Here is a 12745-nt window from a genome sequence, read left to right as displayed (position 1 = left end):
TCTCATTTAGTATGTCCGTTCCAGTAATTTATCATTTTAGTGTGTTTGCTTCGTTCCTCGCAATGACTTACGCAAAATATTTACTTCTTCACCCTAACCGCGTCTGGAACCAGCATTTCGTATTCTCCGCCATTTCGTAATACATCACGAACGATGCTTGAACTTATATATGATGTTCTTGCTGCTGTTAATAAAAATACAGTTTCGATTTTGGATAAACGTCTGTTGGTATGTGCGATTGCTTTTTCGAATTCAAAATCGGCTGGGTTGCGCAATCCTCTTAATATAAAATGTGCCTTTAATTTATGACATAAATCTATCGTAAGACCTTCATAGGTTATTACGGTTACTTTGGGTTCGTCTTTGAAAGTTTCTTCGATAAATCGCTTTCTTTCTTCGAGTGAAAACATGTATTTTTTTTCGGCATTTACACCAATTGCAATTACGATTTCATCAAATAGTGAAATTCCTCGTTTGATGATATCTTCGTGTCCAAGTGTAATTGGATCAAAGGATCCTGGGAATATGGCTTTTCTCATTTCTTTTTTAAGGTACTAAGGTTCTGAGTGACTGAGTTTCTGAGTTTCTGAGTTTTTTGAGTTTTAAAAATTAAGGTGCTAAAATCTTAGAATCTTAGCACCTTAGTTTCTTAGCATCTTTATGAAAGAGCTAACTCAATTGAATTTGTAAACAAATCTTCTAGTGAAATTCCTGCTGCTTTTGCTTGTTGTGGAATCAAACTTTCGGTTGTTAAGCCCGGGATTGTGTTCATTTCGAGCATATATGGTTCGTTGTCTACAATGATGAATTCGCTTCTTGAGAATCCTTTCATTTTTAAGACTTCGTAAGCACGTTTTGCAACTTCGCTTACTTTTTGAGTCATTTCATCAGTTATTCTCGCTGGTGTGATTTCTTGTGATTTTCCTTCATATTTTGCTTCGTAATCGAAGAAATCATTATCGGAAACAATTTCAGTAATCGGTAATACGATAATTTTTCCTTGGTAATTGATTACACCAACAGAAACTTCGGTTCCGTCAAGGAAGCTTTCGATGATGATTTCGTTATCTTCTTTATAAGCAACTTCTATTGCAATAGGAAGTTCGGCTGCAGTTTTTACTTTTGAGATTCCGAAGCTTGAACCTGCTTTATTCGGTTTTACGAAACATGGCAATCCTACTTTTTTTACAATTTCGTCGGTATTGATAATGTCTCCTTTGTTTAGATAATATGAAATAGCCGTTTTTATTCCGTATGGTTTTAGAACTGAAAGTAAATCACGTTTGTTGAAGGTAAGTGCTGCTTGGTAATAATCGCATGAGGTTTGCGGTATGTGCAATAATTCAAAATAGGCTTGCATTAATCCGTCTTCACCCGGAGTTCCGTGAATGGCATTGAACACGCAATCAAAAGTGATTTTTGTTCCATCTACGGTTACTGAAAAATCATTTTTATCTATCGGGAATTCGGCATCTTTTTCATCTACATAAACCCATTTCTCTTTAAAAATATGGATTCGAAAACCATTGTATTTGGTTTTATCAAGGTATTGGTATACTACATTTCCGCTGATTAGTGATATTTGATATTCGCTAGAATATCCTCCCATGATGATGGCAATGTTTTTCATTTTAAATTTTAGTTTAAAGTTTTAAATATTTTAGTTTAAAGTTTTTCTGGTTTAAAGTTTTTCCCAGAGAACTTATTTTTTTAATTATGTTATTATGAAAACGTTTTGTGTTTCTAGCCCCGATAGTAGCGGTATCCTTTTTTCATGCTTTTTTTGCATGGAAAAAGATATAGCGTATAGCGGGAAATAGCTCCTAAATCTTTGGCTTGGCTCTGGGTGAGGAAATGTATGATTTACTGATCTAATAACGCTCTTACTCTCTGCTCAGGGCTACTATAAAGCTGCTTTCTTGTATTAAACAAAATTATCATTTTTTTTGGAACGAAATCTTTATCTTTGCCACAAATAAAAATAAATTTATGAGTTTACGTAAGTATCTAACTAGCCGAGTATTTTTTACGCAAATACTAATTGCTGTTGCAATTATTGCAGTTTTAGGTTATTTGTTTATGCATTGGTTAACATTTACAACTGATCACGGACATGAAATCGAAGTACCAGATTTAAGGAAATTGACCGAAGAGCAAGTGGAGGCAAAACTGGACGGACTGGATCTGGATTACGTACTCTTGGATAGTGTGGATTATAGAAGTGGATTCCCGAAATTTAGCGTTGTTGAGCAAGATCCTTTGCCAGGGACGAAGGTAAAAGTGGGTAGAAAGATTTATATTAAGATAAATGCATCTGGTTTTTCATCAGTTCGTATTCCGGATTTGATTGAGAAAACGTATCGTGAGGCTATACCAACATTAAAGGCTTTAGGGCTTGAGGAAGGGACAATTACGTATATTCCGAATCTTGGAAAAGACATGGTTTTGGAGATGCGCTTAAAAGGAAGAAACTTAAAAGTGGGAGATCGCGTACTGAAATCATCAAAAATTGATTTGGTTTTGGGCGATGGAAAAGCAAGTTATTTAGACGAAAGTCAACCAGCAGATTCTCTAGCAGTGCCAGGAGACGAAAAAACAGCAAATGAACAATAATAATACCGATAGTTTAGATTTAGAAGAAGAGTTATATGAGCATTTTAGATTTGAAGTTCCTAAGGGTCAAGCACCTTTAAGAATCGACAAATACTTAATGGGCTTAATACAGAATGCTACAAGAAATAAGATTCAGAATGCTGCAACAGAGGGTAATATCTTTGTAAACGACGTTATTGTAAAGTCAAATTACAAAGTAAAAGCGTTTGATGTTGTTACGGTGATGTTATCCCATCCTCCGTATGAAAATCATATTATTCCAGAAGATATTCCGTTGAACATTGTTTACGAAGATGACGCTTTATTGTTGATCAATAAGGAGCCAGGAATGGTTGTGCATCCGGGTCATGGTAATTATACAGGAACACTTGTTCATGCTTTGGCACATCATTTTGATAATTTGCCAATGAATAGTAGCGAGCGTCCGGGATTGGTTCATAGAATCGATAAGGATACTTCAGGACTTTTGGTTATTGCCAAAACAGAAGCTGCTATGACACATCTTGCCAAACAATTTGAAGCAAAAACTTCTGAAAGAGAATATATTGCTCTTGTTTGGGGAAATGTTGTTGAGGAGCAAGGAACTATTGAAGGAAATTTAGCAAGACACTTAAAAGACAGAATGCAAATGGCTGTTTTTGCTGATCCAGAAATAGGAAAACCTGCTGTAACGCATTATAAAGTTTTGGAACGGTTTGGTTATGTTACTTTGATTTCTTGCCAGCTTGAAACAGGTAGAACACACCAGATTCGTGCTCACATGAAACATATTGGTCATCCGCTTTTTAATGATGAACGTTATGGTGGTCACTTGATTTTAAAGGGAACTACGTTTACAAAATACAAACAGTTTATAGATAATTGTTTTAAAGCTTTGCCAAGACAAGCTTTGCACGCTAAAACATTAGGTTTTGTTCATCCTACAACGGGTGAAATGATGCGTTTTGATACTGAACTTCCGCAGGATTTTCTTGATTGTATCGATAAATGGCGCAATTATTCGAAATCGCATAATACTGACGAAGAAGAAAGTTAAAAATATAAAGCCCCAATTTGGGGCTTTTTTTATGCTTTATCTGGAATAAAATTTTGATTTTTTTTACCATTAAGAGATTAAGATTAATTAAGGTTTTACTTTTTTTGCTGTTAGATTGTCTATAAAAGAACGCGGATGATACGGATTCGCTAAGGCGAAAACACGGATTAAACGGATTTCCTCTCAAGCCTTTTTCTTAATCTTTCTTAATCTCTTAATGGTAAAAAAACTTTATTGTAAGCCAGAATCTAGCTTTTCTTCTTTTGCAGCTTGAGGTTCTTCTTTTTTGGAAGTAATCATTACACCAAACATCATCAAGAAGGCACAGATTAAGATTACTTGAATAATAAGGGATTCGTTTACTAAGCCGATTTGATTTTCGACAGTTATACCAATGAATAATAATATGGTTATTAGTCCGCGTGGTGCTACGAAAAGTAAGGGTAATAAGGGAACTTTAGATAAGTGTAATTGAATCGTTCTAATTATAAAAATAAGTATTACAATTCCAATTGCCCAAAAGATAGTGTCTGGGTTAAGTATTTCGGCTCTTCTGAGTGAATAGCCAAATAATAGAAAAAATAATGCTCTTACTATAAAAGCACCTTCGGCGGTGAGTTCTTTAAATTTCTGTACCTCTTTAGCTAGTGACTCTGAGCGAAGGCGTTCACTCCATTTATAGTTTTTTAACTGATTAAAATTATTAATTGAGAGACCAAATATCAAGATGAAAAGTAGTGATGGTAAATGGTGTTTTTTTGAAATTTCATAAATTAAAATCATTAATAAAATAATAGGTACAAACTTAATATGATGTTCAATTCTATTAAGGAGTAATGATAATAGCATGGTTGCTAAAAAGGAGATTACTATCATAATTAAAATCTGCAGAAAAAAGTAGCTAAAAGTTGAGAATCCAAAAGTGGTATTATAATATATGAAATTGAAAAATACTACGCCAAAGATATCCGATAAGCTACTCTCGTAAGTTACAAATTCTCGTTGGCTCAGGTTTAGATTTTGAACACTTGGAATTGCAATGGCACTACTAATTACACAAAATGGTATTGCATTTATTAAGCAGGCTTGAAGTGGGTATCCTCCATAATAATGGAATAAATATGCCAGTACAAAAGCAAATGCTATAAAGGAAAGAAATGCACCTATTGCTGATTTTTTTATTAATGGCAATTTGGTTTTGTCAAGTTCCAGTTCTAGTGCTCCCTCGAGTACAATTAATATAAGTCCTATGGTTCCTAAAATAGGGAGTAGATGGGTGAATTTAGGAAGCTCGATATCAAGGAATTTGGTTATTTGCCTTACTGTCCAGCCCAAAAGGAGTAATAATATTACGGATGGAATTCTTGTTTTCGATGAGGTTAAATCGAATAAGTAGGCGATAAGCAATAAGACACAAAATGTAATTATTATTGTCATTTTTGATTCTTTTTTAATTACTCTTAGCTATTGTTATTATACGGAACGGAAGGAAATATTGATGTAATTTACCAAATATCGCTAATAAATCATAGATTTTGTTAAAGAAATAATGGCTTTTATCTCATTTGTAAAGTTGGATTTGTAACGATATACGCTGTAAAATAGTTACTTTTGTTGCGCTTATAAAAAAGTTATTTTGCTATTGTTGAAATATTAATAGTAGGAAAAAACTGTTTTTTATTTGTTCTCATCTTTTCAGATTTATATTTAAATAATGAAGCAATATTTTAACTTATTTGATTTTACACAAAAAGTAGATTATAAAACCGAAATTCTTGCAGGTTTTACGGTGGCTATGACTATGATTCCCGAATCGCTTTCGTTTGCCATTCTTGCTGGTTTTCCGCCTTTAGTTGGTTTATATGCTGCATTTATCATGGGATTAATTACGGCTGTTTTTGGTGGTCGCCCAGGTATGGTTTCGGGTGGAGCAGGAGCAACGGTAATTGTATTGATTGCTTTAATGAAATCGCACGGTTTAGAATATGTTTTTGCTGCTGTGGCTTTGGCTGGTGTGTTGCAAATTCTGGTAGGTTTGTTTAAATGGGGTAAATTCATTCGATTAGTTCCTCAACCTGTAATGTTTGGTTTTGTAAATGGTTTGGCAGTTGTGATTTTTATGTCGCAATTAAAGCAATTTAAAACGCTTGTTAATGGCGAGTTAGTTTGGTTATCGGGAAATCCTATGTTTATTATGTTAGGCTTGGTTGCTTTAACAATAGCAATAGTAATTTTGTTTCCTAAAATTACCAAAGCAATTCCGGCATCGTTAGTAGCGATTATTGTTGTTTTTGGTTTGGTTCTTGGTTTAGGTATTCAGACAAAAACTGTTGCCGATATCGCCTCAATAAGTGGTGGTTTTCCTCCTTTTCATTTGCCTAATATTAATTGGAATTTGGAAACGTTACAATTAATTTTCCCATATTCTTTAATTATGGCTTCTGTAGGGTTAACGGAAGGTTTGCTAACATTAAACTTGGTCGATGAACTTACAGGAACTAAAGGAAACGGAAATCGGGAATGTATTGCTCAGGGAAGTGCCAATATTGTAAATGGGTTTTTCTTCGGGATGGGTGGTTGCCCAATGATTGCCCAAACGCTGGTAAATATCTCGGCTGGTTCCAGAGCTCGTTTATCGGGTATTATTGCATCACTAACTATTCTTGTTATTATCTTGTTTGGAGCACCAGTAATCGAGAAATTACCAATGGCAGCTTTGGTTGGCGTTATGTTTATGGTTGCAATAGGAACGTTTGAATGGGCTAGTTTCAGGATTATTAATAAAATGCCTAAACACGATATTTTTGTTGGAATTATCGTTGCGGTGATTACTGTTTTTATGCATAATCTGGCTTTGGCAGTTTTAATAGGTGTTATTATTTCGGCTTTGGTTTTTGCTTGGGAAAGTGCCAAACGTATTCGTGCCAGAAAATATATTGATGATAATGGAGTAAAGCATTACGAGATATTTGGACCGCTCTTTTTTGGTTCTACAATGGGGTTTATGGAGAAATTTGATGTTCAGGATGATCCGAAAGAAATAATAATCGATTTTAAAGAAAGTAAAATTGTAGATATGAGTGCTATTGATGCTGTAAATAAAATTACAGAACGGTATGCAAAAATCAATAAAACGGTTCGGTTATATCATTTAAGTGACGATTGCCGATTATTACTTAAAAATGCTAATATTATTGTAGATATTCTCGAAGATCCTACTTATAAAGTTACTGCTGATTAAGAATATAAAAAGAGCCTGAAATTATTTTCAGGCTCTTTTTAATTATAGGGAACCCGTTGTTGGGTGCAATTAATTTTAACACATAGAAACATAGGTCTTGTACGCAAAAAAAAGGCGTTTCACTTGTTTTAAATGCACATAGCTCTAGCTATGTGAAAGAAATGTATTTCTTTTTATTCTCTTTTTTATACATAAAATCTATGTTTCTATGTGTTAAATAATTTTTTTTCTGAATTGCACACAATGGGTTATAGGGATTGTGATTTGATATTTCCAATTGACCCAGTTTCTGATGGAATTAATTCGAATATAGATGTAGGTGTAAGACCTGGTTCTATGCGATGAGAAACGTATAAGATTGTCATACTAGTTTCTTTGACCAAAAGATTAACTAGTTCAATAACTAAAGCTACATTTTCATCATCCAGACCTTCTACAGGTTCGTCTAAAATTACTAAAGGCGGATGTTTTAATACGGCTCTAACTATTAATGCAACTCTTTGCTGCCCAATAGAAAGTTGTGTAAATGTTTTATTCTTTAAATGGCTCATTTTAATTACATCAAGCCATTGCGATACGATTTGTCTTTGTAAGGATGTTGGTTCCGTATATAATCCAATTGAATCAAAAAAACCAGATAAAATCATGTGTTCTAAGCTGTGCTTTTTCTGAAATAAATCGGTCATGGAAGTCGAAAAATACCCAATTCTCTTTTTGATATCCCAAACACTTTCTCCGCTGCCTTTCTTCTTTCCAAAAAGGAATAAATCTTGTCCGTAGCCTTTTGGATTGTCACCAGAAATTAAGGATAGGATTGTACTTTTTCCAGAACCGTTAGGTCCGATAAGTTGCCAAAATTCATTCTTTTTAATTGTCCACGTAATAGCGTCAACGATTTTTCTTTCGTCGTAACTTACAGAAACGGCATTCATGTGTATCAATACTTCTTCATCGTAATCTGTAGGTTCTGCAGGTTTAGGAATGGAGACTTTTACTGAATTTGAACTATTTTCGGTAGTTTTTATTTCGTTTAAAACAAAAGAATTATCTGTAATTTGGGCTTTATTCTGAATAAAAGGAAACAAATCGGCAGCACGATTTACCAATTGAATTATCCGAACTGATTTCGCCAATTGTTCCAGAGAATTTGCCAATGTAATACGTGAGGCATGATCCAAATGATCTAGCGGATTATCAAAAATAATATAATCTGGATTTTGCTTTACGCAATAGTTTAAGAACTCTTTTTTACGTTCGCCAGAGGAGAATGTTCGTAGTTTTCTGTTTGATTCTGCAGCGGCTTCAATCAGATCATATTGGTATTCTTTTTCTATAAATTTATCAATTGCAATGTCCGAAAATAGAATTCCGTTTAGGGAATTAAAAGCCGCTAATTCTCCTTCGGCATTTCCGTCAAGTACCGTTTCGATAAAAGCTTTTTTATTAACTGTATTGGATAAAAGGATGTCCCAATGTTCTATAGTGTTCATTTGCGCAATTTAAGAATTCTATTTTGTTTCGGCAGTAATCATTGGGCGATTATTTCTTGACCATTCACTCCAGGAACCAACATAAAGTTTAGGAATTGGTAATCCGGCATAATCCATTGCAAGTAGCGTATGACATGCTGTTACGCCCGAACCGCAATGTACAATTACGTTTTCGGGTTTTGTATTGCCTATTATACCTTGATATTTAGCTTTTAAAACTTCTGGAGATAAATAGGTACCATCTTCATTTAGATTGCTGGTAAAAGGAACATTTGTCGCTCCGGGAATATGTCCTGCAATTAAATCGATAGGTTCTGTTAAGCCGTCAAAACGGTCTTTATCCCGAACATCAATGATTATGGTATCTTGGTTTTTGCTTGCTTTGTCAATTTCGGTAATATCTGCCTGAGATAATTCCCAGTTAGAGATTGGATATAATGCAGCTTCCGCAAAAGTTTCAATTCCAGAACTTACAGGAAAACCTGCTTGTATAGCTGCTTGTAAACCACCATTTATAACCTGTACTTTTTTGTGTCCAATTGCTCTAAGCATCCACCAGAAACGTGCTGCAGCATTCGAACTATTTTTATCATCATATATAATTACATGACTTGATGGTGATATTCCGAGTTTTGATAACACTTCGGAAAATTTTGACAATGAAGGTAATGGATGTCTGCCACCATTTGCAGCATCTGTAGGAACAGTTGCCAAATCGAGATTTAAATCAACATAGCGAGCATTTTGTAAATGAGATGCTGTATAGTTTTCTTTGGCATTGATTCCTGCTCTGGCATCAACAATTACAATATCTGATTTTTGTAAAGCTATTAAATCTTCTGTATTTATGATGGGTGATACTTGTTCTGACATTTTTTTATGAATTAAAAATTAAAGTTTTCCTGTATTGCTTTTTAGCCACAATAACGTGTTTATAACCAGCTGACTTTGTGGTTCGTTTTCGAATGTGTACGAAAGTGTTTTATTGGTGTTATTCTCATAATCGATATCATTATGTCCCATATTAAAATAGACCATTTTATACTTCTTATTTGTCCAAACGACAGGATAATAACCACTATGCCATATCTCGCTTGGTTTTGGTCCAGTACCTAAAGGAAAACTAGTATCATCTATTGCTAAGAGTATATTGATATCAGGATTATCCCTAAGGTCATTTTGCCATCTGTACCATTCGTTTGGCGATGATTTAAATGTTTGAGGAATATCTTTGGTTATAATAAATTTGCTTTCAAGTCGTAGTATTGCCGATGTAGGTTTCCATGTATTGCTTCCGTATTCGCCAGATCCTAAAAATTGATTGTGGTACCAATCCCAGTTTTGTGGGTATTGAGAATCGTTTAAGGCAAATGCAGCGAAGTGAAAACCAATCCAGGCGCCACCATTTTCCATATACTTTTTAAACGCTTCTCGTTGCTTGGTTTCTTCGGGTCGTGTATCTAAGAATATAACGACCTGATATTTTGCTAAGAACTTAGCATTTAGATTATCCCAATTATTGGTTGAATCATATTCAAAATTATATTTCTCTGCCATCTTAGGAAACCATTTATTGGCTTCATGCACAAAACTGATATGTGCTTGGTCATTTTTGGCAGTATAAAATGCAATTACCTTAAATTTTGAATTGCTTTTACTATTTTGAGAAAATCCTGAAAAAGCAGTTATAAAAAGTAATAACAACATACTTTTTTGGGCAATCGAATAGATTTTTTGACCAGAAAATTGCATTGAATAAATTTTGAATTGATGATTTTATTTAATTAATCAGGAATCTTTTCTATTAATATTTCATTTCCAGATCTATCGTAGTACGTACAAGTCATTTCGATAATATCTACTCTCCATTTAGCAATACCGCATTCTCCTGCTTGTTTGCAAAATGTTATATAATCTGTTTGTCCGTCTTGGTGTTGTAATAAGAATTCTAGAAAACGTTCTTTATTAACATTTGATGTTACTTTAATTTCATCGTATTTATCATCAGTGGCAACTCTATAATTGTTTACACCATAATATTCTACAGTACCATCATTTACATTGGTGTCATATCCTTTTACTCCTAAGATTATTAAATCTTGAATATAATTAGGAAAATCAGCTCCAGTTTTCACTTTTGAGTGTGCTTCTTTAATTTGCTCTATTGTAAACATATTAATTTGTATTGATGTTAGAATTATTTATTGTTTCAAAAATACGATTAATGGCAATACGTTTTCTTTTTATGAAAACAAAAAATTGCATAGCAGATGTGCAGAGATAATTGTTTTATAATTTATGGTTAAGATGTTACTTTAAGGATATCCTCGTTTTGAGAATATGTAAGTATGTGTTTGATTGTTAATATTTTGTAAGATATAATTGTAAAAATATTGCATTTTGACGAATAATGATGCACTTCATAGGACTTCTTTTATTAACAAGAAAAATATATGTAAATTAGATATGTAATGTTGTAAGCTAAAACTGGAATTATGAAAATAACTATACTTTTACTCTTATTTGTTATCCCCACATTTGCTCAAGAAGTCAATACATTTGATTTTGCAGTTATAAACTCGACTTTAATATCGCCAAATATCGATCTTGATAAAGGACGAAGCGTTGTTGCGGGGAATAACAACGAATATTCAACCTATTTTCAATATGCTTTTGGAATACGTTCGGATGATATCATTCTTGGAGCTGGAATTGATAAATCAGAAATTGACAGAACTTACATAGGCTATGTTGGTAAAATATTTGAGAATTTCAGAGCAACAATTGGTGTTGGTTACGTAGAATCGCGCAGTGGTTATGATGGAACATTTACTGGGCTTAATATTTCGTGGCATCCAAAAAATAATACTTTTATTGGTGGAAGTTTAGAAAATTTGCATTCTACAAGTGTTGACTATGAAACAGATGAAAGTTTTGATTATTATCAAAAAATGGCCCCAAAAGTATTTGCGAGCTACGAAATTGTTCCTAGAATAATAGTCTTCGGTCAATTGAGCAGTCGGGTTAATGATATTGCATTAAAATATCAGATTGACCGTTTTTCTTTAGGTGGATTTTACTCGGGTCATGGAGTTGAGGGTATTTTTGGAACCTTAAATATTGGGAGATTTGCTCTTTCATGCAGTACTACATTTGATAAAGTAAATTTCGGATTGAAGTTTCAGTAATAGCTAGAGTTCTTTTTTTAGTGTAACGACTTGTTGTGGGAATGGAATTTCTATTTTATCGGCATCAAAACGATTTTTTATACTGTGTAATAAATCACAATACATAACAAAACCATCGGTCGCATCTTTGGCCCAAGCCCAAACTTTTAAGTTTACGCTCGAATCGTTAAGCGCCACAACTCTTGCTACAACTAGTGGAGTATTATTCTTTTTGTTTGCAGCAGTTCGTGTATCTATAAAAAGAGGATGCTTAGCAACTTCATCTTTCATTATTGCTAAGGCTTTATCAATATCTGAGTCGTAACCTATTCCTATTTCGATTATTTTGCAGCATTTAGAATCATTCATATTTGTGTTTAGGATAATCTGATTACTTATAACGGAATTTGGAATAATAATACGGTTATTTTCCATGTCTTTTAAAACCACTTGTCTTAAATTAATATCTTCGACTACGCCGCTAAAATTATTGATTGTTATTTTATCGTTTATCTTGAAAGGTTTAAAAATCACCAGGAATATCCCACTCATAATATTGCTTAAAGCTTGTTGCGAAGCAAGTCCTGCAATAACCGAAAGTACTCCTGCACCAGCAAGTAATGAATGTCCTATGAGTTTAAATTCTGGAATTTGTATTAATGCAAATGCAATCCCTAGTATATAAACTATGGTGATTACTAAATGTTTCAAGAATTTATATCCTGTACTATCAAAATCGTTAACGCCTAATCGGCGGCGAATAAAACGAATAAAAAGCTTATCGATAATAGTAGCCAATAGGATTGTTATAATCAGTATTATTACTATAGCAACAATTAATCTAAAGTCTTTTAAAAGGTTTATCATTGGTTGATTTTTTTACCATTAAGGAATTAAGTGTCATTAAGTAGTAAAAGCTTAATTTTCTTGATATCTGAATGGCTAAAGTTTTTGTTGTATGTTTCTAATGGAAACACAAATTTAATTAAATTCAGAGAAATTGGAAGCTTTTAATTCGCTCCAATCTTCTTTAATAATGCTATAATAAACATCGTCTTTGCTTTTTCCGCCGGCATCGATATAATTATTTCGAAAAACACCTTCTTTTTTATGTTTGATAGCGTGTTTGGACGCGGATTATACGGATTCGCTAAAGCGAAGACGCGGATAAAAACGGATTTATTTTTATAGCGAGTTT

The 12745-nt window shown here is 33.5% G+C and carries 12 protein-coding genes; 4 read left to right on the top strand and 8 right to left on the bottom strand.

Features of this window, described 5'->3' with window-relative positions; all coding sequences use genetic code 11:
- Positions 1–80: 80 nt before the first annotated feature.
- Together coaD and AC3IPI_RS20365 are read right to left on the bottom strand one after the other, a co-directional pair.
- Positions 81–539, bottom strand: a complete 459-nt coding sequence (coaD, locus tag AC3IPI_RS20370) for a pantetheine-phosphate adenylyltransferase (RefSeq protein WP_035622952.1) — start codon at positions 537–539, stop codon at positions 81–83.
- A gap of 119 nt (positions 540–658) precedes the next feature.
- Positions 659–1630, bottom strand: a complete 972-nt coding sequence (locus AC3IPI_RS20365) for a D-alanine--D-alanine ligase (RefSeq protein WP_489155337.1) — start codon at positions 1628–1630, stop codon at positions 659–661.
- A gap of 359 nt (positions 1631–1989) precedes the next feature.
- On the opposite strand from AC3IPI_RS20365, the gene AC3IPI_RS20360 reads away from it, so the two are divergent.
- Positions 1990–2613, top strand: a complete 624-nt coding sequence (locus AC3IPI_RS20360; RefSeq protein WP_039112971.1) for a PASTA domain-containing protein — start codon at positions 1990–1992, stop codon at positions 2611–2613.
- Positions 2603–3649 carry an RluA family pseudouridine synthase gene (locus AC3IPI_RS20355; protein ID WP_039112970.1) on the top strand — a complete coding sequence of 349 codons (1047 nt, stop codon included), beginning with the start codon at positions 2603–2605 and terminating at the stop codon, positions 3647–3649. Before AC3IPI_RS20360 ends, AC3IPI_RS20355 begins: the two co-directional genes overlap by 11 nt.
- 231 nt (positions 3650–3880) lie before the next feature.
- On the opposite strand, the gene AC3IPI_RS20350 is transcribed toward AC3IPI_RS20355, so the two are convergent.
- Positions 3881–5086 (bottom strand): cation:proton antiporter, encoded by a 1206-nt coding sequence (locus AC3IPI_RS20350; protein WP_489155334.1) that lies wholly within the window; start codon positions 5084–5086, stop codon positions 3881–3883.
- Between the two features lie 277 nt (positions 5087–5363).
- On the opposite strand from AC3IPI_RS20350, the gene AC3IPI_RS20345 reads away from it, so the two are divergent.
- Entirely contained in the window at positions 5364–6890 is a 1527-nt protein-coding gene (locus AC3IPI_RS20345; protein WP_489155332.1) for a SulP family inorganic anion transporter, read from the top strand.
- 248 nt (positions 6891–7138) lie between these two features.
- Here the strand turns inward: AC3IPI_RS20345 and AC3IPI_RS20340 are convergent, their stop codons facing one another.
- The 4 genes from AC3IPI_RS20340 to AC3IPI_RS20325 are packed head-to-tail and all read right to left on the bottom strand — an operon-like array spanning position 7139 to position 10554.
- Positions 7139–8380: an ABC transporter ATP-binding protein gene (locus AC3IPI_RS20340; protein ID WP_489155330.1), complete on the bottom strand. Its 1242-nt coding sequence runs from the start codon at positions 8378–8380 to the stop codon at positions 7139–7141.
- 18 nt (positions 8381–8398) lie between these two features.
- A complete protein-coding gene (locus tag AC3IPI_RS20335) occupies positions 8399–9253 on the bottom strand; it encodes a sulfurtransferase (protein WP_489155328.1) in 855 nt (284 codons plus the stop codon).
- Positions 9254–9271: 18 nt separating this feature from the next.
- Complete coding sequence (locus AC3IPI_RS20330) at positions 9272–10132, bottom strand: ThuA domain-containing protein (RefSeq protein ID WP_489155326.1); 861 nt, start codon at positions 10130–10132, stop codon at positions 9272–9274.
- Positions 10133–10164: 32 nt separating this feature from the next.
- Positions 10165–10554, bottom strand: coding sequence for a DUF1398 domain-containing protein (locus AC3IPI_RS20325; RefSeq protein ID WP_039118348.1), 390 nt, complete (start codon positions 10552–10554; stop codon positions 10165–10167).
- A 321-nt stretch (positions 10555–10875) separates the two neighbouring features.
- Between AC3IPI_RS20325 and AC3IPI_RS20320 the strand changes: the two genes are divergently transcribed.
- Positions 10876–11568: a hypothetical protein gene (locus AC3IPI_RS20320; protein WP_489155324.1), complete on the top strand. Its 693-nt coding sequence runs from the start codon at positions 10876–10878 to the stop codon at positions 11566–11568.
- A gap of 3 nt (positions 11569–11571) precedes the next feature.
- Here the strand turns inward: AC3IPI_RS20320 and AC3IPI_RS20315 are convergent, their stop codons facing one another.
- A complete protein-coding gene (locus AC3IPI_RS20315) occupies positions 11572–12414 on the bottom strand; it encodes a mechanosensitive ion channel family protein (protein ID WP_489155322.1) in 843 nt (280 codons plus the stop codon).
- Positions 12415–12745 lie beyond the last annotated feature (331 nt).

It is taken from the genome of Flavobacterium sp. GL_143 (genome assembly GCF_057834355.1).
Note: the sequence above shows the minus strand (reverse complement) of the source record. Positions and strands in the feature narration are given on the sequence as shown.

Coding starts and splice junctions, on each gene's coding strand:
- coaD (WP_035622952.1), bottom strand. CDS start 539: ATGAGAAAAGCCATATTCCCAGGATCCTTTGATCCAATTACACTTGGA.
- AC3IPI_RS20365 (WP_489155337.1), bottom strand. CDS start 1,630: ATGAAAAACATTGCCATCATCATGGGAGGATATTCTAGCGAATATCAA.
- AC3IPI_RS20360 (WP_039112971.1), top strand. CDS start 1,990: ATGAGTTTACGTAAGTATCTAACTAGCCGAGTATTTTTTACGCAAATA.
- AC3IPI_RS20355 (WP_039112970.1), top strand. CDS start 2,603: ATGAACAATAATAATACCGATAGTTTAGATTTAGAAGAAGAGTTATAT.
- AC3IPI_RS20350 (WP_489155334.1), bottom strand. CDS start 5,086: ATGACAATAATAATTACATTTTGTGTCTTATTGCTTATCGCCTACTTA.
- AC3IPI_RS20345 (WP_489155332.1), top strand. CDS start 5,364: ATGAAGCAATATTTTAACTTATTTGATTTTACACAAAAAGTAGATTAT.
- AC3IPI_RS20340 (WP_489155330.1), bottom strand. CDS start 8,380: ATGAACACTATAGAACATTGGGACATCCTTTTATCCAATACAGTTAAT.
- AC3IPI_RS20335 (WP_489155328.1), bottom strand. CDS start 9,253: ATGTCAGAACAAGTATCACCCATCATAAATACAGAAGATTTAATAGCT.
- AC3IPI_RS20330 (WP_489155326.1), bottom strand. CDS start 10,132: ATGCAATTTTCTGGTCAAAAAATCTATTCGATTGCCCAAAAAAGTATG.
- AC3IPI_RS20325 (WP_039118348.1), bottom strand. CDS start 10,554: ATGTTTACAATAGAGCAAATTAAAGAAGCACACTCAAAAGTGAAAACT.
- AC3IPI_RS20320 (WP_489155324.1), top strand. CDS start 10,876: ATGAAAATAACTATACTTTTACTCTTATTTGTTATCCCCACATTTGCT.
- AC3IPI_RS20315 (WP_489155322.1), bottom strand. CDS start 12,414: ATGATAAACCTTTTAAAAGACTTTAGATTAATTGTTGCTATAGTAATA.